21 protein-coding genes are annotated in these 25,753 nt (G+C 64.4%); 19 read left to right on the forward strand and 2 right to left on the reverse strand.

Translation table 11 applies throughout. The features are described 5' to 3' along the window. Positions 1-56 precede the first annotated feature (56 nt). From JQ627_RS29625 to JQ627_RS29670, 10 genes are all read left to right on the forward strand, one after another. Complete coding sequence (locus JQ627_RS29625) at positions 57-1,388, forward strand: MFS transporter (protein ID WP_212487908.1); 1,332 nt, start codon at positions 57-59, stop codon at positions 1,386-1,388. 239 nt (positions 1,389-1,627) lie between these two features. Then, the gene (locus tag JQ627_RS29630) at positions 1,628-2,734 is read left to right on the forward strand and encodes an efflux RND transporter periplasmic adaptor subunit (protein ID WP_212487909.1); all 1,107 of its coding nucleotides are present in this window, start codon (positions 1,628-1,630) and stop codon (positions 2,732-2,734) included. 168 nt (positions 2,735-2,902) lie between these two features. Then, positions 2,903-6,040: an efflux RND transporter permease subunit gene (locus JQ627_RS29635; protein ID WP_212487910.1), complete on the forward strand. Its 3,138-nt coding sequence runs from the start codon at positions 2,903-2,905 to the stop codon at positions 6,038-6,040. Between the two features lie 33 nt (positions 6,041-6,073). Continuing rightward, a complete protein-coding gene (locus JQ627_RS29640) occupies positions 6,074-6,673 on the forward strand; it encodes a TetR/AcrR family transcriptional regulator (RefSeq protein ID WP_028160320.1) in 600 nt (199 codons plus the stop codon). A gap of 70 nt (positions 6,674-6,743) precedes the next feature. Further along, complete coding sequence (locus tag JQ627_RS29645) at positions 6,744-7,367, forward strand: flavin reductase family protein (RefSeq protein ID WP_212487911.1); 624 nt, start codon at positions 6,744-6,746, stop codon at positions 7,365-7,367. A 290-nt stretch (positions 7,368-7,657) separates the two neighbouring features. Further along, complete coding sequence (locus tag JQ627_RS29650) at positions 7,658-9,925, forward strand: acyl-CoA dehydrogenase (RefSeq protein WP_212487912.1); 2,268 nt, start codon at positions 7,658-7,660, stop codon at positions 9,923-9,925. Then, positions 9,925-11,208: an acetyl-CoA C-acetyltransferase gene (locus JQ627_RS29655; RefSeq protein ID WP_212487913.1), complete on the forward strand. Its 1,284-nt coding sequence runs from the start codon at positions 9,925-9,927 to the stop codon at positions 11,206-11,208. The genes JQ627_RS29650 and JQ627_RS29655 overlap by 1 nt, the downstream gene beginning before the upstream one ends. A 2-nt stretch (positions 11,209-11,210) precedes the next feature. Continuing rightward, positions 11,211-13,307, forward strand: a complete 2,097-nt coding sequence (locus JQ627_RS29660; RefSeq protein WP_212487914.1) for a 3-hydroxyacyl-CoA dehydrogenase NAD-binding domain-containing protein — start codon at positions 11,211-11,213, stop codon at positions 13,305-13,307. Positions 13,308-13,314: 7 nt separating this feature from the next. Continuing rightward, a complete protein-coding gene (locus tag JQ627_RS29665) occupies positions 13,315-13,725 on the forward strand; it encodes an acyl-CoA thioesterase (RefSeq protein WP_212487915.1) in 411 nt (136 codons plus the stop codon). 221 nt (positions 13,726-13,946) lie between these two features. Continuing rightward, positions 13,947-14,138: a hypothetical protein gene (locus JQ627_RS29670; protein WP_212487916.1), complete on the forward strand. Its 192-nt coding sequence runs from the start codon at positions 13,947-13,949 to the stop codon at positions 14,136-14,138. A gap of 267 nt (positions 14,139-14,405) precedes the next feature. Here the strand turns inward: JQ627_RS29670 and JQ627_RS29675 are convergent, their stop codons facing one another. Together JQ627_RS29675 and JQ627_RS29680 are read right to left on the reverse strand one after the other, a co-directional pair. Beyond that, the gene (locus JQ627_RS29675; protein WP_212487917.1) at positions 14,406-14,798 is read right to left on the reverse strand and encodes a nuclear transport factor 2 family protein; all 393 of its coding nucleotides are present in this window, start codon (positions 14,796-14,798) and stop codon (positions 14,406-14,408) included. A 455-nt stretch (positions 14,799-15,253) separates the two neighbouring features. Next, positions 15,254-15,706, reverse strand: coding sequence for a nuclear transport factor 2 family protein (locus JQ627_RS29680; RefSeq protein WP_212487918.1), 453 nt, complete (start codon positions 15,704-15,706; stop codon positions 15,254-15,256). A 154-nt stretch (positions 15,707-15,860) separates the two neighbouring features. Here JQ627_RS29680 and JQ627_RS29685 point away from each other — a divergent pair, with 154 nt between their 5' ends. The 9 genes from JQ627_RS29685 to JQ627_RS29725 all read left to right on the forward strand — a co-directional run bounded on the left by JQ627_RS29685 (position 15,861) and on the right by JQ627_RS29725 (position 25,568). Beyond that, the gene (locus JQ627_RS29685; protein ID WP_212487919.1) at positions 15,861-16,559 is read left to right on the forward strand and encodes an HAD family phosphatase; all 699 of its coding nucleotides are present in this window, start codon (positions 15,861-15,863) and stop codon (positions 16,557-16,559) included. 91 nt (positions 16,560-16,650) lie between these two features. After that, a complete protein-coding gene (locus JQ627_RS29690; RefSeq protein WP_212487920.1) occupies positions 16,651-17,499 on the forward strand; it encodes a DeoR/GlpR family DNA-binding transcription regulator in 849 nt (282 codons plus the stop codon). A gap of 354 nt (positions 17,500-17,853) precedes the next feature. Then, positions 17,854-19,404 carry a glycerol-3-phosphate dehydrogenase gene (glpD, locus tag JQ627_RS29695; RefSeq protein ID WP_212487921.1) on the forward strand — a complete coding sequence of 517 codons (1,551 nt, stop codon included), beginning with the start codon at positions 17,854-17,856 and terminating at the stop codon, positions 19,402-19,404. Next, complete coding sequence (locus JQ627_RS29700) at positions 19,401-20,477, forward strand: ABC transporter ATP-binding protein (protein WP_212487922.1); 1,077 nt, start codon at positions 19,401-19,403, stop codon at positions 20,475-20,477. The genes glpD and JQ627_RS29700 overlap by 4 nt, the downstream gene beginning before the upstream one ends. A 12-nt stretch (positions 20,478-20,489) precedes the next feature. Continuing rightward, positions 20,490-21,575, forward strand: coding sequence for an ABC transporter ATP-binding protein (locus JQ627_RS29705; RefSeq protein WP_212487923.1), 1,086 nt, complete (start codon positions 20,490-20,492; stop codon positions 21,573-21,575). After that, complete coding sequence (locus tag JQ627_RS29710) at positions 21,575-22,549, forward strand: carbohydrate ABC transporter permease (RefSeq protein ID WP_212487924.1); 975 nt, start codon at positions 21,575-21,577, stop codon at positions 22,547-22,549. Before JQ627_RS29705 ends, JQ627_RS29710 begins: the two co-directional genes overlap by 1 nt. Next, positions 22,549-23,355: a carbohydrate ABC transporter permease gene (locus tag JQ627_RS29715; RefSeq protein ID WP_212487925.1), complete on the forward strand. Its 807-nt coding sequence runs from the start codon at positions 22,549-22,551 to the stop codon at positions 23,353-23,355. Before JQ627_RS29710 ends, JQ627_RS29715 begins: the two co-directional genes overlap by 1 nt. 10 nt (positions 23,356-23,365) lie before the next feature. Continuing rightward, on the forward strand, positions 23,366-23,695 hold the full coding sequence (locus JQ627_RS29720; protein WP_212487926.1) for a DUF2160 domain-containing protein: 330 nt from the start codon (positions 23,366-23,368) through the stop codon (positions 23,693-23,695). A 130-nt stretch (positions 23,696-23,825) separates the two neighbouring features. Continuing rightward, positions 23,826-25,568: an ABC transporter substrate-binding protein gene (locus JQ627_RS29725; protein WP_212487954.1), complete on the forward strand. Its 1,743-nt coding sequence runs from the start codon at positions 23,826-23,828 to the stop codon at positions 25,566-25,568. The last annotated feature ends 185 nt before the right edge of the window (positions 25,569-25,753 follow it).

Raw genomic sequence — 25,753 nt, forward strand, 5'->3', positions numbered from 1 at the left:
GCGATGCTCAAAACCGCCTCTCAGCCCAAAAAAGCAACAACCCCGGGGGGAAAGCCATGAGCCAGACCACGACCTATGCCGGTTCCGCCGGCTCAGCCAAGTCGGAAATCGAGACCTCGACGATCCGCGCCATCTCCTGGCGCCTGATCCCGTTCCTGGTGCTGGCCTACTTCTTCTCCTATCTCGACCGCGTCAATCTCGGCTTCGCCGCGCTGACCATGAACGCGGAGCTGAAGTTCACGCCGCTGATCTTCTCCTGGGGCGCCGGCATCTTCTTCATCGGCTATTTCATTTTCGAGGTGCCGAGCAATCTGGCGCTGGAAAAATTCGGTGCGAGCCGCTGGATCGCCCGCATCATGGTGACCTGGGGCATCATCTCGGCGCTGATGGCGCTGGTCAGCGGCGTGACGAGCTTTTACGTCCTCCGCTTCCTGCTCGGCGTCGCCGAGGCCGGCTTCTTCCCCGGCATCATCCTCTATCTCACCTATTGGTATCCGGCCGAATATCGCGCCCGCTTCCTCGCCGCCTTCGCCATCGCGGTCCCGGTATCCACCGTGATCGGCGCGCCGATCTCGGGCCTGCTGCTCGGGCTTGACGGCGCGCTGGGGCTGAAGGGCTGGCAGTGGTTGTTCATCATCGAGGGCATCCCCTCGGTGCTGCTGGGCATCGTCACCTGGTTCTATCTCACCGACAAGCCGGAGAAGGCGGACTGGCTCTCGGCCGAGCAGAAGGCCTGGCTCAAGTCCAGGCTCGATTCGGAAATTGCGGCCAAGCAGGCGGTGAAGCATCTGTCGCTCGGCGAAGCGCTGTCCTCGCCGAAGGTGATCGCGCTCAGCCTGATCTATTTCGGCTTCGTCGGCGCGCTCTACGGCATGCAGTTCTGGCTGCCGCAGATCGTCAAGGCGTTCGGCCTCACCAACGCGCAGACCGGTTTCGTCACCGCGATCCCATACCTGTTCGGCACCATCGCGATGATCCTGTGGGCGCGGCATTCGGATGCGACGCGCGAACGCGTGAAGCATGTCGGCGCGCCGCTGCTGCTCACTGCCGTCGCGCTTGCCGTCTCCTCCTATCTCACCGACCCCACCATGACGATGGTGGCGCTGACGGTCGCGGCGATCGGCGTGTTCTGCTGCTTCGGCGTGTTCTGGACCCTGCCCACCGCCTGGCTCTCCGGCACGGCCGCGGCCGGCGCCATCGCGCTGATCAATTCGATCGGCAACCTCGCGGGATTCGGCGGTCCCTATCTGATCGGCTGGGTCAAGGAAGCCACCGGCCAGACCTCGACCGGCTTGCTCGTGCTCGCCGTCCTGCCCCTGCTCGCCGGCATCCTGGTCTTCGTCGGCGGCCACGACAGCAAGCACGAGTTCGCCGGGCAGGGGCGGTAGGGCACTAGCCTCGTAGGGTGGGCAAAGGCGCGCTTCGCGCCGTGCCCGCCATTTTCCCAATGCCGGCATACGTGGTGGGCACGCTTCGCTTTGCCCACCCTACGATAGCACCTCTCAACGGCGGCATCCCAATCCTTACCACCTCTTAACGATCACGCTTTCCTGATGATTGACGATTATTGACTTTTATCAGTGATTAGTCGACATTCCTCTCATTGCAGTCGCAGGAGTGTCCTCCGATGTTCGTCCGGTCAGTTTTGTCCAGCTATTCCAAGCTCTTGGCGGGTGTGTCGCTGGCCTTGATGGCCGCCGCGCTGGGCGGGTGCAATGACACCGTTGCTGAAAAGGCCGAGCCCCCGCGGCCGGTTCTGGTCGCAACGGCGCATTATGATGCCGAAACGCCAGAGCGCAGCTTCGTCGGCACCATCAGGCCCCGGATCGAGAGCGATCTCGGTTTCCGCGTCGCCGGCAAGGTTGCCAAGCGTCTGGTCGAGGTTGGTCAGACGGTCGAGGTCGGCCAGCCGCTCGCGACCCTCGACGAGGTCGATCTGAAGCTCCAGGCCGAGCAGTCCGTTGCCGAGCAGACCGCTGCGACCGGCGTGCTGGCCCAGGCCGCCGCGGCCGAGCAGCGCGCCAAGGATTTGAAGGCCAAGGGCTGGACCACCGATGCCCAGATGGATTCGAGCCGCGCGTCCGCCGACGAGGCCCGCGCGCGCCTGAACCGGGCTGAGCGCTCGGTCGAGCTGACCAAGAATTCCCTTTCCTACGCGACGCTTGTTGCCGATGCCCGTGGTGTCGTCACCGCAACGCTGATCGAGCCCGGCCAGGTGGTCGCCGCGGGCCAGGCTTCGATCCGCGTCGCCCGCTTTGCCGAGAAGGAAGCGGTCGTCGCGATCCCTGAGACGCTGGTTGGACGCGCCAAGTCGGGCGTCGCCAGCGTCACTCTTTGGTCGGAGCCGGACAAGAAGTATGTGGCCAGGCTGCGCGAGATCGCGCCGGCGGCCGATCCGGCCACGCGCACCTATCTTGCAAAATTCTCGCTGCCCGAGGCCGACGACAAGGTTTCGCTCGGCATGACCGCGACGCTGTCGCTGTCGGATGCTGCCACCGAGCGCGTCGCGCGGCTGCCGCTGTCGGCGCTGTTCAACGAAGGCGGCAAGCCCTCCTTCTACGTCGTCGACGACAACGGCGGCGTCACGCTCAAGCCGGTCGTGGTGAAGTCCTACGAGAGCAACGACGTCATCATCACCAGCGGTGTCGAAGAGGGCGCCAAGATCGTGGCCCTCGGCGTGCAGAAGCTCGATCCGGGCCAGCGGGTGCGGATCGTTTCGTCCCTTTCTTTCTAAGAGTTTCGTCGTGTGAGGTGAGTTTCGGCCCAAGCGCAAATGCTGGGGCTGAAGCGGCGAAGCGATCCAGAACCTGCCCAGCCCCCTGGATTGCTTCGCTGCCTCGCGACGACGGTTTGAACAGAGTGGCTGTCGTTTTTTGCAATTGGATCATCTTTGGAGAGTGCGATGAAGCGCTTCAACCTTTCGGCCTGGGCCGTCAGCCATCCGACGCTGGTCCTGTTCCTGATGATCATACTCGGCGTCGCCGGCTTCTTCTCCTATCAGAAGCTCGGGCGAGCCGAGGATCCGTTCTTCACGGTCAAGGTGGTCAACGTCTCCGTGATCTGGCCGGGCGCGACCGCGCAGGAGATGCAGACGCAGGTCGCCGATCCCATCGAGAAGAAGATCCAGGAGCTGCCTTACTTCGAGAAGGTGCAGACCTATTCCAAGCCGGCCTTCACCGCGCTCCAGGTGACCTTCCGCGACTCCACGCCGCCGAAGGACGTGCCGTATCTGTTTTATCTGCTGCGCAAGAAGCTCGCCGACGTGCAGGGCCAGTTGCCTTCGGGCATTCTGGGACCCGTCGTCAACGACGAGTTCTCCGACGTCGATTCCATCCTCTACATGATGACCGGCGACGGCGCCGACTATGCCCAGCTCAAGAAGGTCTCGGAAGGCTTCCGCCAGCGCCTGTTGAAGGTGCCGGGCGTGACCAAGGTCGACGTCTACGGCAACCAGGACGAGCGCATCTTCGTCGAATTCTCGCACGCCAAGCTCGCCACCCTCGGCATCACGCCGCAGGCGCTGTTCGATTCGCTCGCCAAGCAGAACAACGTGACCCCGGCCGGTACGGTCGAGACCTCGTCGCAGCGCGTGCCGCTGCGCGTCACCGGTGCGCTCGATGGCGCCAAGGCCGTCGCGGAAACTCCCGTCGAGAGCAACGGCCGCGTGTTTCGTTTAGGTGACATCGCCACCGTCACCCACGGCTATGTCGACCCGCCGAGCTTCGTCGTGCGCCAGGAAGGCAAGGCCGCGATCGGCATCGGTGTCGTCACCGCCAAGGGCGCCAACATCCTCGATCTCGGCAAGGAGGTCGAGAAGGCCACCGCCGAGTTCATGAAGGCGGTGCCGCAGGGCATCGACGTCAAGCTCATCGCCGACCAGCCCAAGGTGGTCGAGCACGCCGTCGGCGAGTTCGTGCATTCCTTCATGGAAGCGCTCGTCATCGTGCTGTTCGTCTCGTTCCTGGCGCTCGGCTGGCGCACCGGTATCGTGGTCGCGCTGTCGGTGCCGCTGGTGCTCGGCATCGTCTTCGTCGTCATGAACACGATGTCGCTCGATCTGCACCGCATCACGCTCGGCGCGCTGATCATCGCGCTCGGCCTGCTGGTGGACGATGCGATCATCGCTGTCGAGATGATGGTGGTGAAGATGGAGCAGGGCTGGGACCGTTTTCGCGCGGCCTCCTTTGCCTGGGAATCCACTGCGTTTCCGATGCTCACGGGAACGCTGGTCACGGCCGCTGGCTTCCTCCCCATCGGCTTTGCCAATTCCGCGGTCGGCGAATATGCCGGCAGCATCTTCTGGATCGTGGCGATCGCGCTGGTCGCGTCCTGGTTCGTGGCGGTGATCTTCACGCCCTATATCGGCGTCATGCTGCTGCCCAACATCAAGGTGCACCACAATCACGATCCGCACGCGGTCTACGAGACCCGCATGTACCGCGGCCTGCGCGCCATCGTGCAATGGTGCGTCAACCACCGCATCACCGTGGTGGCCGCAACCGTCGGCATCTTCATCGCCTCGATCGTCGGCTTCGGCCATGTCCAGCAGCAGTTCTTCCCGCTGTCGGAGCGGCCCGAGCTGTTCCTGCAGCTCCGCCTGCCGGAAGGCACGGCCTTCAACGTGACCGAGAAAGCGGTGAAGAAGGCCGAGACGCTGCTCAAGGACGACAAGGACATCGAGACCTATACGTCCTATGTCGGCCAGGGCTCGCCGCGCTTCTGGCTCGGCCTCAATCCGCAGCTTCCGAACGAGGCCTTTGCCGAGATCGTCATCGTCGCCAAGGGTGTCGAGGCGCGCGAGCGCATCAAGGCGAAGATCGAGAACGCGGCCGCGGAGGGCATGCTGACCGAGGCGCGCGTGCGCGTCGACCGCTTCAACTTCGGTCCGCCGGTCGGCTTCCCCGTCCAGTTCCGCGTGATCGGCCCCGACGCCAACAAGGTGCGCGAGATCGCCTACCAGGTCCGCGACGTCATGCGGCAGAACAAGAACGTCAAGGACGTCCAGCTCGACTGGAACGAGCAGTCGCCCTACCTCAAGCTCGTCGTCGACCAGGATCGCGCCCGTGCCATGGGCCTGACCCCGCAGGACGTTTCGCAGGCGCTGTCGATGCTGATCTCGGGCGCGCAGGTCACGACCATCCGCGACGGCATCGAGAAGGTCGCCGTGGTTGCCCGTGCGATCCCGTCCGAACGTCTCGATCTCGGCGGCGTCGGCGATCTCACCATCACCTCGCGCAATGGCGTCGCCGTGCCGCTCCAGCAGATCGCCAAGATCGAGTATGCCCACGAGGAGCCGATCATGTGGCGGCGTAACCGCGACATGGCGATCACCGTGCGCTCCGACGTCGTCGACGGCGTGCAGGCGCCCGACGTCACCGGCCAGATCACGCCGAAGCTGAAGGCGATCAAGGATCATCTCGAGCCGGCCTACCGCATCGAGCCGGGTGGTGCGTTCGAGGAATCCGCCAAGGGTAACGCCTCGATCTTCATCCTCTTCCCGCTGATGGTCATGGTGATGCTGACGCTGCTGATGTTCCAGCTTCAGAGCTTCTCGCGCCTGATCCTGGTGTTCCTGACCGCGCCGCTCGGCATCGTCGGTGCCTCGTTCGGCCTCAACGTCGCCAATGCCCCGTTCGGCTTCGTGGCGCTGCTCGGCCTGATCGCGCTCGCCGGCATGATCATGCGCAACACCGTCATCCTGGTCGACCAGATCGAGACCGACGTCTCCCACGGCCTGACCCGGCGCGAGGCGATCGTGGAGGCAACCGTCCGCCGTGCCCGTCCGGTGGTTCTGACGGCGCTCGCCGCCATCCTGGCCATGATCCCGCTGTCGCGCTCGGCGTTCTGGGGTCCGATGGCGATCACCATCATGGGCGGCCTGTTCGTCGCGACCTTCCTGACGCTCCTGTACCTGCCGGGCCTCTACGCCCTGTGGTTCAGGAAGAGCCTGGACGAGGCGGGCACTCCCGAGCAGCCTGCCGCGCCGCAGCATGGGAGCGATGACCAGCACGCAATTCCGCTTGCCGAAGCGGCTGAATAGATGAGAAGAGTGCTGATTGACGAGTCCTGACAGATGACACTGGTAGCGGAACATATCGAAGGCGACACCCGGGATCGTATCCTCGAGGTGGCCGAACGGCTGTTCCGCCAGATCGGCTACCAGAAGACCACGGTCGGGGACATCGCCAAGGAGCTCAGGATGAGCCCCGCCAACGTCTATCGCTTCTTCGAATCGAAGAAGGCGATCCACCAGGCGGTGGCGCGGGGCCTGATGGGCGAGGTCGAGCTGGAGGCGCAGCGGATCGTGACCCGGCCCGGTCCGGTGCTGCCACGCTTCCGTGAGCTGCTCACCACCATCCACCGCATGAATACCGAGCGCTATGTGGGCGATAACAAGCTGCACGAGATGGTCGCGATCGCGATGGAGGAGGACTGGGACGTCTGCGTCGCCCATATGGAGTGCATCGCCGGCGTCATCGGCCAGATGATCGCGCAAGGTGTCGCTTCCGGCGAGTTTGAGGCGCCGGACCTGCAACTGGCCTCGCTGTGCGCCTGCACCGCGATGATCCGCTTCTTCCACCCCCAGATGATCGCCCAGTGCGCCACCAAGCCGGGCCCGACCATCGACCAGATGATCGATTTCGTCATCGCGGGTCTGTCGCCGCGCCACTGACGGGGCAGGGAGTTTCCCCCTATAAGCTGCTCCGCATTGCCCGGAACGGCGGATAGCGGAGAAGCAGCGCGTGACCGACAAAGACCTCTACTTCTACGAGCCCTCCAAGGGCCACGGCCTCAAGCACGATCCCTTCAACGCCATCATCGCGCCGCGGCCGATCGGCTGGATCTCCTCCCGCGACACCAAGGGCCACGTCAACCTCGCGCCCTACAGCTTCTTCAACGCGTTCTGCTACGTCCCGCCGATCATCGGCTTCTCCTCCACCAACTGGAAGGACTCGGTCGAGAACATCAAGCAGACCGGCGAGTTCGTCTGGAATCTGACCACGATGGACCTCGCCAAGCACATGAACGCGACCGCCGCGCATGTCGGCCCAGAGGTCGATGAGTTCAAGCTTGCAGGGCTGACCGCTGTGCCCGGCAAGCTCGTCAACGTGCCGCGCGTGGCCGAGAGCCCGGTCGCCTTCGAGTGCAAGGTCTCCGACATCGTCCGCCTCAAGGGCGCCGACGGCAAGGAGGCCGATGCCTGGCTGACGCTGGGCGAAGTCGTCGCGGTCCACATCGACAAGGCCATGATCAAGGACGGCGTCTACCAGACCGCCGCCGCCCGCCCGATCGTCCGTGCCGGCCGCCGCGGCGACTATTTTGAGATCAAGCCGGAAAACATGTTCGAGATGGTCCGGCCGGATTAGGCCGCCACAGTCATTCCGGGGCGCGCCGTCAGGCGCGAGCCCGGAATCCATTCATCAACCGCCTCAGCCGCACGATGGATTCTGGGCTCACGCTCCGCGTGCCCCGGAATGACGGCGGGGGAATCAGCCCCATTCCTACCCCGGAACTGCCCCCACGCCCCGGCCGTTATGGTCCCCGGGGCGGCCGCCCGGCCGCGTCAATTCGCATCATTTCGCTGGCGAAGTGTTCACCTCCGCCGGCCACTTTCCGCTAAAATACCCGATAACCGCGCCGATGCATGAGGTCAGCCATGAGCTTCCGCCGCGACACCATCACAAAGCCGATCTTCTCCTGGGCGCGCGGCGTGCTGCCGGCGATGTCCGACACCGAGCGCGAGGCGCTGGAGGCCGGTGACGTCTGGTGGGACGCCGACCTCTTCACCGGCAATCCCGACTGGTCGAAGCTCTTGAAGGTGCCGCAGGCGAGGTTGACCGATGAGGAGCAGGCCTTCCTCAACGGCCCGGTCAACGCGCTTTGCGCCATGCTCGACGAGTGGAAGATCTTTTGGGAATGGCGCGACCTGCCGCAGGACGTCTGGCATTTCGTCAAGCGCGAAAAGTTCTTCGGCATGATCATCCCGAAGGAGTTTGGCGGCCTCGGCTTCTCGCCCTACGCCCATTCGGAAGTCGTGCGGAAGATCTCGACGCGCTCGATCGCAGCCGCTGTCACGGTGATGGTGCCGAACTCGCTCGGCCCCGGCGAGCTCCTGATGCACTTCGGCACCAAGGAGCAGCGTGAGCGCTGGCTGCCGCGCCTTGCCGACGGCCGCGACATTCCCTGCTTTGGTCTCACCAGCCCCGAAGCCGGCTCCGACGCTGCCTCGATGGTGGACACCGGCATCATCTGCAAGGGCACTTTCGAGGGCCGCGAGGTCGTGGGTCTCAGGCTCAACTGGCACAAGCGCTACATCACGCTCGGCCCGGTCGCGACGCTGCTCGGGCTCGCCTTCAAGGCCTACGATCCCGATCATCTCGTGGGTAGCCAGGAAGAGCTCGGCATCACCGTCGCGCTGATTCCGACCAATCTGCCCGGCGTCGAGATCGGCCATCGCCATCTGCCGTCGATGCAGGTCTTCCAGAACGGCCCGAACCGGGGCCGCGATGTCTTCATCCCGCTCGACTATGTCATCGGCGGCCAGGAGCGGCTGGGACAGGGCTGGAAGATGCTGATGACTGCGCTTGCCGCCGGCCGTGGCATCTCACTGCCGTCGCTCTCCGCGGCAGGCGCCGCCTATGCCGCCCGCACCACCGGCGCCTATGCCCGCATCCGCGAGCAGTTCGGCATCTCCATCTCCAAGTTCGAAGGTGTCGAGGAGCCGCTCGCGCGCATCGTCGCGACCGCCTATCAGCTCGACGCGGCGCGCCGGCTGACCTGCGCCGCGCTGAATGCCGGCGTCCATCCCGCCGTCATCTCCGGCATCATGAAGCTGCACGCGACCGAACGGATGCGGACCGCGGTCGACGACGCCATGGACATCCATGGCGGCAAGGCCGTGATCGACGGTCCGCAGAACTATCTCGGCAATCTCCACCGCGCCGTGCCTGTGGGCATCACGGTCGAGGGCGCCAATATCCTCACCCGCAACCTCATCGTGTTCGGGCAGGGCGCGATCCGCGCCCATCCCTATCTGCTCGACGAGATGAATGCGCTCGCTGATACCGATCGCGAGCGCGGGCTCACCGCCTTCGACAAGGCGTTCTGGAAGCACGTCGGCCATAGCTTCGAGACGCTGTTGCGCGCGTTCGGCCGGAGCTGGACCTTTGGCGCCTTCGCGCTTGCGCCGGATGCGGGCGACGCCACGCCATTCTACCGCCAGCTCTCGCGCTACTCGGCGGCGTTTGCGCTCTGCGCCGACATGGCGCTGCTCACGCTCGGCGGTGCGCTGAAGCGCAAGGAGATGCTGTCCGCGCGCTTCGGCGACATCCTCTCTGAACTGTATCTGCTCTCGGCCGTGCTGAAGCGCTGGCAGGATGAGGGCCGGCAGAAGGAGGATTTTGCAGCGCTGGAATGGTGCATGGCGACCGGCTTCCGGACTATCGAGAACCGGCTTGCCGAGATCCTCGCCAATTTGCCCAACCGCTTTGTCGCGGTTTTCCTCAAGCTTGTCGTCCAACCCTTCGGCGCGCGGGTGCTCGGCCCCTCCGACCGCGTCGTGCACCAATGCGCCAGCCTCGTACTGGAGCCGTCAGCCGCGCGCGAGCGCCTCACGCCGGATTTGGCCCATGTCGATGATGATGGCGGCTTTGCCCGGCTGGAGCGCGCGTTCAAGCTGGTTGCGGGCACGGATGCGATCGCCAAACGCATGCGCGCGGCGCATATGAGCGACTGGAAGGCAGCTGTCACCAAGGGCGTGATCACGCAGGCCGAAGGCGAGCAGCTTGCGGCGGCCCGCGAGGCCGTCACAAAAGTGATCGAGGTCGATGATTTTGCGCCGGAAGCGCTGTCGCCGATTTACAAGAAAACCGGAGATGTGCATCAGTTCTTCCAGGAACTCGGTGAACAGAGGGCGGCGAGCTGATGGCACGACCGGTTTTCATCGTCGACGGCAGCCGGACACCGTTTCTCAAAGCGCGCTCGGGGCCGGGGCCGTTCACCCCGGTCGATCTCGCCGTGCAGTGCGGACGGCCTCTGCTGGCGCGCCAGCCGTTTTCGCCAACCGATTTCGACCAGGTCATCCTCGGCTGCGTCAATGTGATCGCGGACGAGATGAACCCGGCCCGCGTCGCAGCGCTCCGGCTCGGCATGGGCGAGGACATGGTCGCCTTCACCGTGCAGATCAATTGCGGCTCCGGCATGCAGTCGATCGACACCGCCTACCGCTACATCCGCGAGGGCCATGCCGACATGGTCCTCGCCGGCGGCACCGAGGCGCTGAGCCACGCGCCGCTGGTCTGGCCGAATTCCGGCGTGCGCTGGTTCGCCGGCCTTGCCACCGCGAAGGGCGTGGCCGCGAAGCTGGCCGCCGCCTTCAAGCTGCGGCCGCGCGATCTCAAGCCGATCATAGGCCTGGAGCGCGGCCTGACCGATCCCATCACCGAATTGAACATGGGCCAGACCGCCGAGGTCGTCGGCCATCTCTTCGGTATCACGCGCGCACAGTCCGACGCCTATGCCGCCGAGAGTCACCGCAGGCTCGCCCATGCGCAGGCCGAAGACTTTCTCAAGGGTGAGGTCGAGACCGCGTTCTCTCGCGACGGAAAGTTCTTCGACCATGACGATGGCGTGCGGCCGGACTCGACGGCCGAGACGCTCGCAAAGCTCCGGCCGGTGTTCGAACGCCCCTGGGGCCAGGTCACCGCCGGCAATTCCTCGCAGATCACCGACGGCGCCTCCTGGGTGATCCTTGCGTCCGATGAAGCAGTCGCCAAGCACAAGTTGACGCCGAAGGCCGCTATCGTCGACAGCAACTGGGCGGCGCTCGATCCTGGCATCATGGGGCTAGGTCCCGTCATGTCGGCAACGCCGATGCTTGTGCGCAACAACCTCACCATCAACGACGTCGACACCTGGGAGCTGAACGAGGCCTTTGCGACGCAAGTGCTTGGCTGCCTTGCTGCCTGGAACGACGACAAATTCTGCCGCGAGATTTTGCATCTCGACGGTGCCGCCGGCGAGATCGACCGTGACAGGTTGAATGTCGATGGCGGCGCGATCTCGCTTGGCCATCCCGTCGGCACTTCCGGCAACCGTATCGTGCTGCATCTCGTCAATGCGATGAAGCGGCTTGGCACGAGGCGCGGCGTTGCGACCGAATGCATCGGCGGCGGGCTCGGTGGTGCCATGCTGATCGAGGCGGTGTGACCATGGATTCCAGGATCATGACTGCGCTCGGCGACCGCGTGCTGGAGCTCGGGCCCAAGCCTGCGGCAGACAGCCCTTACAAGCACTTCAAGCTGACGCGCGATGCCGACGGCGTCGCCTGGCTGCTGTTCGACCGCGCAGATGGCAGCGCCAACACGCTGTCGTCGGACGTGATGGAGGAGTTCGATGCCGTGCTTGCGGCGATCGAGACCGAACGTCCCGCAGGCCTCGTGGTCCGCTCAGCAAAGCCATCCGGTTTCATTGCCGGCGCCGACGTCAACGAATTCCGCGGCGCGTCCGATCCCGAGATGGTGGAAACGCGCATCCGCGCCGCGCATGCGGTGGTCGACCATCTGGAAGCCTTGAAGCTGCCGACGGTCGCGGTGATCCACGGCTTCTGTCTCGGCGGCGGGCTCGAGGTGGCGTTGGCCTGCCAGTCGCGCATTGCCGTTGACGGCGCGCGGTTTGGCTTCCCGGAGGTGATGCTGGGCCTGCATCCCGGCCTCGGCGGCACCGCGCGCTTTACCGCGCTGGTCAATCCGACCCAGTCGATGGCCTTGATGCTGACTGGCCGCACCATCGATGCGCGCCGTGCCAGATCGCTCGGTCTCGTCGATACCGTGACGCAGGAGCGGCACGTCCGCAACGCGGTGAAAGACGCGCTGTTCGGCCGCCTGAAGCGGGTGCGTCCGGGCTTTCTGACGCATGCAGCCAATTTCGGCCCCGTGCGCGGGCTGCTGGCAAAGCGGATGCGCTCGGAAGCGGCGAAGGCTGCATCGCGCGAACACTATCCGGCCCCTTATGCGCTGATCGATCTCTGGGAGACCCATGGCGGCAGCAAGGCCGCGATGCTGAAGGCCGAGCAGGCATCGTTCGCCAAATTGATGGTGACGCCCACCGCGCAAAACCTGATCCGCGTGTTCTTCCTGCGCGAGCAGATGAAGAAGGCGACCGGCAGCGGCAACGCGATCAGGCATGTCCACGTCATCGGCGCCGGCGCCATGGGTGGCGACATCGCGGCCTGGTGTGCGGGGCAGGGGTTGCGCGTCTCGCTCGCCGACATGAAGGCAGAGCCGGTCGCAGGCGCGGTGAAGCGCGCGGCCGAGCTTTACGGCAAGATCATCCGAAAACCCACCGAGGTGCGGGATGCGCTTGATCGCCTGATCCCCGATATGGACGGCGAGGGTGTCCGCAACGCCGATCTCATCATCGAGGCGGTGCCGGAAAAGCTCGAGCTGAAGCAGAAGGTCTATGCCGGCCTCGAGCCAAAGATGAAGACGGGCGCGATCCTCGCGACCAACACGTCGAGCATTCCGCTTCAGGATCTGCGCGCGACGCTGGCGCGGCCGGAGCGGCTCGTGGGCCTGCATTTCTTCAACCCGGTATCGCGGCTGCAGCTGGTCGAGGTCGTCAGCCATGACGGCAACGATGCACAGGTCTTGAAGGAGGCGCTCGCCTTCGTCGGTGCGATCGACCGTCTGCCACTCCCCGTGAAGAGTTCGCCCGGCTTCCTCGTCAACCGCGCGCTGACGCCCTACATGCTGGAGGCGATGGTGATGCTGGACGAGAAGACCGACCAGCGCCTGATCGACGCCGCGGCCGAGCAGTTCGGCATGCCGATGGGGCCGATCGAGCTCGCGGACCAGGTCGGGCTCGACATCTGCCTCGACGTCGGTGACATGCTGCGCACCAAGTTCGGAGATCTGCTGCCGCCGACGCCGGCTTGGCTGCGCGAGAAGGTCGCCAAGGGCGAGCTCGGCCGCAAGACCGGCAAGGGTTTTTACACCTGGAAGGACGGCAAGGCGGAGAAGGCACAGCTCGCCGAGACCGGCCCGCGCGTCACGGACCAGATGATCGACCGCCTGGTGCTGCCGATGTCCAATGTCTGCGTCGCGGCGCTGCGCGAAGGCATCGTCGACGATCCCGATGCGGTCGACGGCGCCATGATCTTCGGCACCGGATATGCACCGTTCCGCGGCGGTCCGCTGAACTACGCGCGCACGCGCGGCGTGGAAAATGTCGTATCCACCTTGCGCGCGCTGGCCGAGCGATTCGGCGGGCGCTTTGCGCCCGATCCGGGCTGGGACAATTTCAAGTGAGAGCCATATGACCGAGAAGCACGACACCGCGCCGCGCGGCGATCTCTGCATCCGCACGCTGGCGATGCCCGCCGACACCAACGCCAATGGCGACATCTTCGGCGGCTGGCTGCTCAGCCAGATGGACGTCGGCGGCGGCGTGTTCGCATCGAAGATCGCGAAGTCGCGCACCGTGACCGTCGCGATCGAGGCGATGAATTTTCGCAAAGCGGTCTATGTCGGCGATCTCGTCTCGGTCTATGCCAATCTCGTCCGCGTGGGCCGCACCTCGATGACCGTGCATCTGGAAGCCTGGGCGCTGCGACGCGGGGAGGAGCATCCCTTCCTCGTCACCGACGGCAACTTCACCTATGTCTCGATCGACGAGCATGGCCGCCCGCAGGAAGTTCGCTCGACCGAAACACCCATCGCGACGTAATCGCGCGCGACGCTCTGCCCCATCTCACGAAAACTTGCAGAGCGCCAAACGCGGCACGACTGAGTCAAGGCGTCGCGGCTTCGCCAACAACAAGTCATAAAACGGATGAGGTCCCGGCGTACTCAATAGCCCGTCGATTCGGGGTGAAAACCGGCTGATTTGCCTGAGGAACTTTCGGGCAGGGATCCAGTTATTTGCCCGCACTGAGGAATCTACGGGCCATGCCGGACAGCTACATCATCGAAGTTAATTCAGAGGCCGCGGGCATCGTCGTTCGCGGTCACGGGGGCTACTGCTTCTTCGCTTCGTCCCACCAGTTCAATCGCCTTGAAGGCCAGCTCTTCCGCAACGCCCGCGAAGCCGAACGCGCCGCGCGCAAGCTGGTTAATGGCGATGTGAAGGAAGCGGCGTAGTCGCCGCCGCTGGCGATTTCTGGCGGGCAAAGCGTGGTCGGAATTTTTTGCAGCCCTTGATGCCGCTGCCTTTTCCTTATCCCTTCATGTCCGCCGAAGCCTTGGCGAAGGCGGATGTGGGAGAAGGTGGCGCGAAGCGCCGGATGAGGGGGTGTTTCCGCGAATCCAATCGTGAGAGGGTCGCCCGCGGGGGCAACCCCTTGTAAGTCGAAGCGCCGCTGTCGCGGCGAGCCACCCTCTCCCACAGGGGAGGGGTAAGAGCGTCGATCACAACTTCGTCGCGGAGCGTGACAACAGCTTCCAATCGTCGCCCTGCTTCAGCCAGTTCATCAGGATATGAAGGCTGTTTGCCACTCTCTGTCCGCCGGTCATCATCTCGGCCAGCCAATGGAAGCGCACGATCGCGACGGGGCCGACGATCTTGATGGTCGGGTCCTTGTACGTAATCGACAGGAACTCCGTCTTGCCGTCGGTGGCGTTGGCAACGAAGGCCGCCCTGTCCTCGAGGAAGCCGTTGGAGTGGCTGTAGCTGAGATCATCCGCGCATAGCGCGCTGAGCGCTTTCGGGTCGGCCGCGATCTGGGCGAGACGAAATGCCTCGACGTTTCTTGCCACCGCCTCGTGGTCCGTTATGGCGGCATGATCGCGATTCAGTGTCATCGTGTCCTCCGTTCTTGATCTTGCGCCCACTGTTGCAGCCGCACTTGATTTTGTCGAGCGTCAGGTCGCAATACGCTCGCATTGCGAGAGGTGGCGCGATTTCTGACGCGCAAAGCGTGGTCGGAATTTTTGCAGCCGCTGATGCTGCGGCCTTCTTTCTTCTCCCCTCATGTCCGCCGAAGCCTTGGCGAAGGCGGATGTGGGAGAGGGTGCATAGGCCGCCTTCGGCGGCCGTTGCTAAGAGAACGCCGAAGCAAAGCTTCGGCTATAGCGTCGGATGAGGAGAGCCTGAATCTGCGAATTCAATTGTGAGAGGTCTGCTCGCGGAGGGAAACCCCTCACCCGTCTCGCCGCTGGCGCCATAGCCGATGCAAAGCATCGGCGTTCTCAAGAACGGCGGCCGAGGGCCGCCTATGCCACCCTCTCCCACAAGGGGGAGAGGGTAAGAGCACCGATCACAACTTCGTTGCCGCCCGCGACAGCAGCTTCCAATCGTCGCCCTGCTTCTGCCAGTTCATCAGGATGTGAAGATTGGTCGATACTTTCTTCCCATCGGCCGCCATTTCCTGTTCGCCCAACCAGTGGAAGCGCACGATCGCTGCGGGCCCGACGACCTTGATGGTCGGATCCTTGTATTCGATCGACAGGAATTTGGACTTGCCGTCGGTGGCGTTGGTGACGAAGGTCGCCTTGTCCTCGACCCGGCCGTTGGAATGGCTGTAGCTCACGTCGTCGGCGCAGAGCGCGCCAAGCGCCTTGGGATCGGCCGCGATCTGGGCAAGGCGGAAGGCCTCGACCTTTTTCGCCACGGCTTCCTCATCCGCCGAGGCCGCCAGCGCCGGTGCTGTGAGAGCGAGCGCGGAGACAGCAAGGGTCGAGAGAGCCAGATCGCGTCGGTTGATCGTCATCGTTTCCTCCTTTTTGATCTTGCACGGAGTGTTGCAGCCGCGTGCGACTTTGTCGAGTGTCGCGTGATGGTCATGCACGTGCGTCATTGCGCGATCGGGGCTGCATTGATACGTGTTTCGCATTGATGCATCGTGCATTCGGGAAAGTACGGAAATGATCGAGGCCAAAGGGCAGGCGCAGGGGCAAGTGACGGGCAAGGCGCTGCTGTTCGACATCGACGGCACGCTTGCCAACACAGACCCGCTGCATCTCAAGGCGTTCAACCAGGTGCTTGGGCCGCGCGGCCACGTTTTCGATCACGCGCGCTTCTCCAGGGAGCTGCAAGGCTTCGCCAATGCGTCGATCGGCGAGCGCTTTCTGGGCGACGAAACGGTGGAACGCCGCGCCGTGATCCTCGGCGAGAAGGAAGAAATCTTCCGCACGCTCGTCGCCGGACAGATCGAGCCGCTGCCGGGACTGATGGCGCTGCTCGATCGGGCGGACGCCGCCGGCATTCCCATGGTCGCCGTGACCAACGCGCCGCGGCTGAACGCGGAGCTGTTGCTCTCCGGCCTCGGCGTGACGCGCCGCTTCAGGGCGCTCGTGATCGGCGACGAGCTTCCGCACGGCAAGCCGCACCCGCTGCCCTATCAGGAAGGGCTGCGCTTCGTCGGCGGCAGTGCGGCCGCCTCCATTGCGTTCGAGGATTCTCGCTCCGGCGTGCAGTCGGCCGCCGCTGCGGGCATTCCGACCATCGGCATCCGGACCAGCCTCAGCCATGCTGACCTTGTTGGAGCCGGCGCGGTCGCGTCCGCCAGTGCCTTCGACGATCCGGAACTGCTCGCGCGCCTCGCCGCCGCGATGGCGTGGTGAGGGGCTTCGTCCGTTAACCGTGATCGATGCGCGCATTGACCGAACGCGTGAACCGCCGCACCATGCGGCATCTTGATTTGAGGCCATCGCCGTGACCGGATTGACCCATCGCCAAGCCGAAATCCTCAACATCGCGCGCGCCTCGGGCCGCGTCATGGTCGAGGAGCTCGCGCGCAAGTTCGAGGTCTCGGCGCAGACGATCCGCAAGGATCTCAACGATCTCTGCGAGCGCCGCTCGCTGACCCGCGTCCATGGTGGCGCGATCATTGCGTCCGGCGTCGAAAACCTCGCCTACGAGGCGCGCCGCTTTGTTGCCGCCGACGAGAAGAAGGCCATTGGCGCGGCGGCCGCATCGCTGATCCCGAATGGCTGCTCGCTCTTCATCAATATCGGCACCACGACCGAGGAGGTGGCGAGCGCGCTGACCTCGCACGAGGATCTGCTCGTCATCACCAACAATCTCAACGTCGCGATGCTGCTCTACCGCCATCCCCGCATCGAGGTGGTGGTCGCCGGCGGCACGGTGCGGCGCGCCGACGGCGCCGTGGTCGGCTCGACCGCGACGCAGCTGATCGGCCAGTTCAAGGTTGACTACGCCATCATTGGCGCGTCCGCGATCGACGAGGAGGGCGCGCTGCTCGACTTCGACTATCGCGAGGTGCAGGTGGCGCAGGCCATCATCGCCAATGCCCGCAGCGTCATGCTGGTGGCTGATTCCACAAAACTTCGCCGCAGCGCGCCGGTGCGCATCGCCCATATCAGCCAGATCCAGACCTTCGTCACCGATCAGGAACTCCCGGAGCGCCTCGCCACCATCTGCCACGGCAAGGGCATCGAGGTGATGGCGGCGATGCCGAAGGAGGCGGGGGATATCGACGACTCCCAGGCCGAGACGCCGGACGCCGCGCCTGATGCGGCACCGGTGGTGCGGCTGAGGTAGCGGCTTCTTACCCTCCCCTGGAGGGGCCCTGGAGGGGGAGGGTCGGCGCGAAGCGCCGGGTGGGGTGAAGCCGCACGGGAATTCCCACCGGCAGCCCGCGCCGCGAGCGTGCCTTCTATCGATTAGCTTCCACGCCGCAAGACCGTCACCCCACACCGCTCGCGTTGCGCGCGATCGACCCTCCTCCTCCAGGAGAAGGTGACAGGCTGCCTGCCTACGCCTTCACCCTCGCTGCCCACAAAAAATGTTCCACTTTCACTTCTTTCGACCTCTCTTTCATCTTGCTTTCGTTTTTCGGTGTGATCTAATGAAAAGCGAAAGTAGTCGCTCGAAGGAACGAGCGGTCGCCGGGGGATGCGTCTGTTGGAGCGTATTTTCGACCTCGCCATTATCGGAGGCGGTGTTAACGGCTGCGGCATCGCGCGCGATGCGGTGGGCCGCGGCAACACGGTTTTCCTGTGCGAAATGAACGATTTGGCGAGCGGGACCTCGTCCTGGTCGACCAAGCTGGTGCATGGCGGCCTGCGCTATCTCGAATATTACGAGTTTCGCCTGGTCCGCGAGGCGCTGATCGAGCGCGAGATTCTCTGGGGCATCGCGCCCCATATCATCCGCCCCCTGCGTTTCGTTTTGCCGCATCACGCCGGCCTGCGCCCGGCCTGGCTGCTGCGCCTCGGCCTCTTCCTCTATGACCATATCGGCGGCCGGCACCTGTTGCCGGCGACGCGCTCGGTCGATCTTGGGCGTGACGAGGTCGGCCGTCCGCTGATCCCGAACCGCTACAGCCGCGCGTTCGAATATTCCGACTGCTTCGTCGACGACGCCCGCCTCGTCGTGCTCAACGCGCGCGATGCCGCCGACAAGGGCGCCGAGATCCGCACCCGCACCCGTGCAACCGATATCAAGCAGTCCGACGGCATCTGGACCGTGAGCATGGTCAACACGCTGACCGGCGCGCGTTCGCAGGTCCAGGCCCGCGCGCTGGTCAATGCCGGCGGCCCCTGGGTCGAGGAGGTGCTCGGCCGCGGCGCCGGCGTCAACGCGAAAGCCAAGGTGCGCCTGGTGCAGGGCTCGCACATCGTGGTCAAAAAACTCTACGACCACGATCGCGCCTATATGTTCCAGAACGCCGACGGCCGCATCATCTTCGTCATCCCGTACCAGGACGATTTCACGCTGATTGGCACGACTGATCGCGACTATGACGGCGACCCCTCCAAGGTGAAGGCGACGGCCGAGGAGATTCAGTATCTCTGCGCCGCCGCGAGCGAATACCTGGCCAAGCCGGTGACATCAGAGGACGTGGTCTGGACCTATTCCGGTGTGCGACCGCTTTATGACGACGGCGCCAGCGAAGCCAAGGCGGCGACGCGTGACTACGTGTTCGAGCTCGACACGCCCGGCGGCGCGCCACTGCTCTCGATCTATGGCGGCAAGATCACGACCTACCGACGGCTCGCCGAAGAGGCGCTGGAACGGCTCGCGCCCTATCTTCGCAGTGCGAAAGCGCGCGAAGGCTGGACCGGCAAATGGCCGTTGCCCGGCGGCGACATGGGTGTGTCCGATGTCGACGGCCTGATCGCCGAGCTCCAGCGCGGCTATCCCTTCCTCAGCCACGAGCACGCAAGGCGTCTCGCCCGCGCTTACGGTACCCGCGCCATCAAGCTGCTCGGCGATGCGAAATCGGCGGCCGATCTCGGCGAGGCCTTCGGCGCGACGCTGACCGAGCGCGAGGTCCGCTACCTCATGGCCAATGAATGGGCGGTCACAGCGGAAGACATCGTCTGGCGCCGCTCCAAGCTCGGCCTGCGACTATCTGCCGACGAGATCGCTGCATTGAACGACTGGATTGCAACCCACACTGTGCCGCAAAGTCCCCTGCTGGAAGCGGGAGGACGCTCATGACCGTGACGCTCGATCATGTGACCCGGACCGTCGAGGGGATACCGCACATCCGCGACGTCTCGCTGACGCTCGAGAGCGGCACGCTCAACGTGCTGCTCGGGCCGACGCTATCAGGCAAGACCTCGATCATGCGGTTGCTCGCCGGCCTCGACAAGCCGACGACGGGCAAGGTGCTGGTAAACGGCAAGGACGTCACCGGCGCCGACGTGCGCAAGCGTTCGGTCGCGATGGTCTATCAGCAGTTCATCAACTACCCCTCGCTGACGGTCTACGAGAACATCGCCTCGCCCTTGCGCGTGCAGGGCAAGCCGCGTGAGGAGATCGAGAAGCGCGTGGCGGAGGCGGCAAAGCTGCTCCGGCTCGAGCCGTTCCTCAAGCGCACGCCGCTCCAGCTCTCCGGCGGCCAGCAGCAGCGCACCGCGATCGCGCGCGCGCTGGTGAAGGGAGCCGATCTCGTGCTGCTCGACGAGCCGCTCGCCAACCTGGATTACAAGCTGCGCGAGGAGCTGCGCGCCGAGCTGCCGCGCATCTTCGAGGCCTCGGGCGCGATTTTCGTCTATGCCACCACCGAGCCGACCGAGGCGCTGCTGCTCGGCGGCAACACCGTCTGCATGTGGGAGGGGCAGGCGCTCCAGATCGGCGAGACCGCCAATGTCTACCGCCGTCCGCAGACCTTGCGCGTCGCGCAGGTGTTCTCCGATCCGCCGCTCAACCTCGTCGGCATCGAGAAGAAGAACGGGCAGGTTGCCTATGCCGGCGGCACGGCCTCGCCGGCCTCGGGTCTCTATTCGTCGCTCGCCGACGGTGCCTATCGCGTCGGCTTTCGCGCCCATCAGCTCGCCCTCGCCAACGGCGAGGCCGACCGCCATGCCTTCCACGCCACGGTGACGGTGACCGAGATCACCGGTTCGGAGAGTTTCGTGCATTTGACCCGCGACGGATCGAACTGGGTTGCGGTGCTGCACGGCGTGCACGAGTTCGAGCCCGGCCAGACCATCGATGCCGTGCTCGATCCCAATGATGTCTTTGTTTTTGATGCCGCCGACCGACTGGTCGCGGCACCAGGCTCGTGAGGGAGGTGCGACATGGCCCGCATTGACCTCGTCGATCTCGCCCATTCCTACGGCGGCAATGATGCGCCGCAGGAAAGTTTTGCGCTGAAGCCGGTGACCATGACCTGGCGGCAGGGCGGCGCCTACGCGCTGCTCGGCCCTTCCGGCTGCGGCAAGACCACGTTGCTCAACGTCATCTCCGGCATCATCACGCCGTCGCGGGGGAAAATCCTGTTCGACGGCAAGGACATCACACCGCTGTCAACCCAGAAGCGCAACATCGCCCAGGTGTTCCAGTTTCCGGTGATCTACGACACCATGACGGTGGGGCAGAACCTGGCGTTTCCGCTGAAGAACCGCGGCGTGCCGAAGGCCGAGATCGACAAGCGCGTCGCCGAGATCGGCCGCCTGCTCGATCTCGAACCCTATCTGAACCGCAAGGCGACGCGGCTCACGGCCGATGCCAAGCAGAAGATCTCGCTCGGCCGTGGCCTAGTGCGCTCCGACGTCGCCGCCGTGCTGTTCGACGAACCGCTCACCGTGATCGATCCCGAGCTGAAATGGCAGCTCCGCTCCAAGCTGAAGGCGCTGCATCGCGAGCTCGACCTCACGATGATCTACGTCACCCACGACCAGACCGAGGCGCTGACCTTCGCCGACACCGTTGTCGTCATGCATGACGGCCGCGTGGTGCAGAGCGGCACGCCCGCCGAGCTGTTCGACAAGCCGGCGCACACGTTTGTGGGCTATTTCATCGGCTCGCCCGGCATGAACATCCTGCCGGCGGAGGTGAAGGGCCGCGAGGCGCGGATCGGCGGCCACCTCATCGCGCTCAACCGCAGCTACGACCACCTGCCTGCTGGTGCCAAGATCGAGATCGGCGTGCGTCCTGAGTTCGTCGACGCCGTTGCGCCCGCACCCGGATTGCTCACCGCGAAGGTCGAGCGCATCGACGACCTCGGCCGCATCCGCTTCGCGCGCGTCCGCGTCGGCGAAGCCAAGCTTGCGGCCCGTGCACCGGCGGGCTTCACCAGCGCGGACGGTACCGCCGGGCTGAAATTCGATCCGGCGCATGTCCACGTCTATGCCGACAGCCTTCTGGTGGAGGGAGCCGCCTGATGGACAAGACCGTCAACCAAAAAGCCTGGTTCCTGGTGCTGCCGGTGTTCCTGGTCGTGGCCTTCTCGGCGGTGCTGCCGCTGATGACTGTCGTGAACTATTCGATGCAGGACACCTTCGGCAACAACCAGTTCTTCTGGAATGGCGTCGGCTGGTTCAAGGAACTGCTCGATCCGTCGACCGATCTCGGCGGGCGCTTCCTGGCCTCGCTCGGCCGCAATCTGTTCTTCTCGATGGTGATCCTCGCGATCCAGGTGCCGCTCGGCATCGTCATCGCGCTGTCGATGCCGCGCCAGGGCTGGACGGTGGCGGCCTGCCTCGTCATCCTCGCGCTGCCGTTGTTGATTCCGTGGAACGTGGTCGGCACGATCTGGCAGATTTTTGGCCGGCCCGACATCGGTCTGATGGGCTATGTGCTCAACCACATCGGCTTCGACTACAATTACGTCTCCAACGACGTCGATGCCTGGGTCACCGTCATCGTGATGGACGTCTGGCACTGGACCAGCCTCGTCGCGCTGCTCTGCTATGCCGGCCTGAAGTCGATCCCGGAGGCCTATTACCAGGCCGCGCAGATCGACGGCGCCTCGCGCTGGGCCGTATTCAAGGCGATCCAGCTGCCCAAGATGAACCGCGTGCTGCTGATCGCGGTGCTGCTGCGCTTCATGGACAGTTTCATGATCTACACCGAGCCGTTCGTCCTCACCGGCGGCGGGCCGGGCAATTCGACCACCTTCGTGTCGATCGAACTCGTCAAGATTGCGCTCGGCCAGTTCGATCTCGGCAAGGCGGCAGCGCTGTCGCTGGTCTACAATCTGATCATCCTGATCGTCTGCTGGATCTTTTACACCGTCATGACCAATGCCGGCGTCGAGCGTAAGGCACAGGCGGAGAAGGAGCCGGCGGTGGAGCCCAAGCTCGCTGGCGCGCTCCAGCCTGCGCCCGCGCTCAAGCCGAAGGAAGGAGTGGCCTGATGCATTCGATTCCCGGCCGTCGCGTCATCATGGCGCTGTTCCTGATCTTCCTGCTGTTGCCGATCTACTGGCTCGTCAACATGAGCTTCAAGACCAACGCCGAGATCGTCTCGACGATGACGCTGTGGCCGCATTCCCCGACGCTGCAGCATTACAAGCGCATCTTCACCGACGAGAGCTGGTATTCCGGCTACATCAATTCGCTGGAATACGTCGTCCTCAACACCATCATCTCGATCTCGGTGGCGCTGCCGGCGGCCTACGCGTTCTCGCGCTACCGCTTCCTGGGCGACAAGCATTTGTTCTTCTGGCTGCTGTCGAACCGCATGGCGCCGGCGGCGGTCTATGCGCTGCCGTTCTTCAACCTCTATTCGGCGATCGGCTTGTTCGACACGCCCTGGGCCGTCGCGCTCGCGCATTGCATCTTCAACGTACCGCTAGCGGTGTGGATCCTCGAAGGTTTCGTCTCCGGCGTGCCGCGCGAGATCGACGAGACCGCCTTCCTCGACGGCTATTCCTTCCCGCGCTTCTTCATCAGGATCCTGGTGCCGCTGATCGCGAGCGGCATCGGCGTCGCCGCCTTCTTCTGTTTCATGTTCTCCTGGGTCGAGCTGCTGCTGGCTCGCACGCTGACCTCGGTGCACGCCAAGCCGATCGCGGCGATCATGACGCGCACGGTGTCGGCCGCCGGCATGGACTGGGGGCTGCTGGCTGCGGCCGGCGTGCTCACCATCATTCCGGGCGCGCTGGTGATCTGGTTCGTCCGCAATTACATCGCGAGCGGTTTCGCGCTCGGTCGGGTCTAGGGAGGCGTCAATGGAATCGATTGCATGGATGGCCTGGACGCTGCCGACTGCGATCTTCTTCGCGGCGCTCGCCTGCACCCTCGCGGTCATGACATACCTCGCCGCGGTCTATCCCGAAGCCGAGCGCGTCGGTGTGCTCAGCATTCCGACGACGCGGGGCGATCGCCTGTTCATCTCCCTGATCACGGCGGCCGTCATTCACCTTCTGTGGATCGCCTTTGCCGGAACCGACACACTCGCCACTCTGCCGATCGGCGAGGATGGTTTTGAGATTTCGAGCCTGTGGCTCGCAAGTGGGATTTCGCTGGCCACGGCCGTGCTCATTTTTCGCACGGTCTGAAGCTCGCGAAGGGACGGCCAGATCCGGGGGCAACCCGGGCCTGTATAAAATTTTGTCGCTGCAACGGAGGAACAACATGCGACAGTTTAGGAGAAGGAAAGGTCCATTGACCAAGAATAGCTTTCTGACCATGTCCAGCGCCGCCGCCATCGTTGCGGTGTCGTTCGCCGTCTCGGCGCCGGTCCGCGCCGCCGACGACGCCGCGATCCAGAAGTGGATTGCTGAATTCCAGCCCTCGACGCTGTCGAAGGACGACCAGAAGAAGGAGCTGGAATGGTTCGCGAAGGCCGCCGAACCGTTCAAGGGCATGGAGATCAACGTCGTCTCCGAGACCATCACCACCCACGAATACGAGTCGCAGACGCTGGCCAAGGCGTTCTCCGAGCTCACCGGCATCAAGCTCAAGCACGACATCATCCAGGAAGGTGACGTCGTCGAGAAGCTGCAGACCCAGATGCAGTCCGGCAAGAACGTCTATGACGGCTGGATCAACGATTCCGACCTGATCGGCACGCACTTCCGCTACAATCAGACGATCGCGCTGTCGGACTACATGACCGGCGAGGGCAAGGACGTCACTGACCCGATGCTCGACGTCAACGACTTCATCGGCAAGTCGTTCGGCACCGCCCCGGACGGCAAGCTCTATCAGCTGCCCGACCAGCAGTTCGCGAACCTTTACTGGTTCCGCTACGACTGGTTCACCAACCCGGACTACAAGGCCAAGTTCAAGGCCAAGTATGGCTACGAGCTCGGCGTTCCCGTGAACTGGTCGGCCTATGAGGATATCGCCGAGTTCTTCACCAACGACATCAAGGAGATCAACGGCGTCAAGGTCTACGGCCATATGGACTATGGCAAGAAGGACCCGTCGCTCGGCTGGCGTTTCACCGACGCCTGGCTGTCGATGGCCGGTAACGGCGACAAGGGCATTCCGAACGGTCTGCCGGTCGACGAATGGGGCATCCGCATGGAAGGCTGCCGTCCGGTCGGCTCGTCGGTCGAACGTGGTGGCGACACCAACGGTCCGGCCGCGGTCTACTCGATCACCAAGTACCTCGAGTGGATGAAGAAGTATGCTCCGCCGCAGGCCCAGGGCATGACCTTCTCCGAGTCGGGTCCGGTGCCGGCGCAGGGCAACATCGCCCAGCAGATGTTCTGGTACACCGCCTTCACCGCCGACATGGTGAAGCCGGGCATCGCCGTGATGAACGCGGACGGTACGCCGAAATGGCGTATGGCTCCGTCGCCGCACGGTTCGTACTGGAAGGAAGGCATGAAGCTCGGCTACCAGGACGCCGGCTCCGTGACGCTGCTGAAGTCGACCCCGGCCGATCGCCGCAAGGCAGCCTGGCTCTATCTCCAGTTCATCGTCTCCAAGACGGTGTCGCTGAAGAAGAGCCATGTCGGTCTCACCTTCATCCGTGAATCCGACATCTGGGACAAGTCGTTCACCGAGCGTGCGCCGAAGCTCGGCGGCCTGATCGAGTTCTACCGCTCGCCCGCGCGCGTGCAGTGGACCCCGACCGGCAACAACGTGCCCGACTATCCGAAGCTCGCGCAGCTGTGGTGGCAGAACATCGGCGATGCGTCGTCCGGTGCGAAGACGCCGCAAGCCGCGATGGATGCACTCGCGGCCGCTCAGGACTCCGTCATGGAGCGCCTGGAGAAGTCCGGCGTGCAGGGCGCCTGCGGTCCGAAGCTGCACAAGAAGGAGACGGCCGAGTACTGGTACGCCAAGGCCCAGAAGGACGGCACCATCGCTCCGCAGCGCAAGCTCGCCAACGAGAAGCCGAAGGGTGAGACGGTCGACTACGACACGCTGATCAAGTCGTGGCCGGCGTCCCCGCCCAAGCGCGCGGAAGCGAAGTAAGCATCGCGTAGCGTCATCAATGCGAAAGGCCGGGAGCGATCCCGGCCTTTTTCTTTTCTGTGTGCGCTCTCTCGATTTCCCTCCGCTGTCATCGTCCGCGAAGGCGGACGATCCAGTATTTCAGAGGCAACTGTAATTGAATCGAGAAGCCGCGGCGTACTGGATGCCCCGCTTGCGCGGGGCAC

The organism is Bradyrhizobium liaoningense, assembly GCF_018130785.1.
In the GTDB taxonomy this organism is placed as follows: domain Bacteria; phylum Pseudomonadota; class Alphaproteobacteria; order Rhizobiales; family Xanthobacteraceae; genus Bradyrhizobium; species Bradyrhizobium liaoningense_A.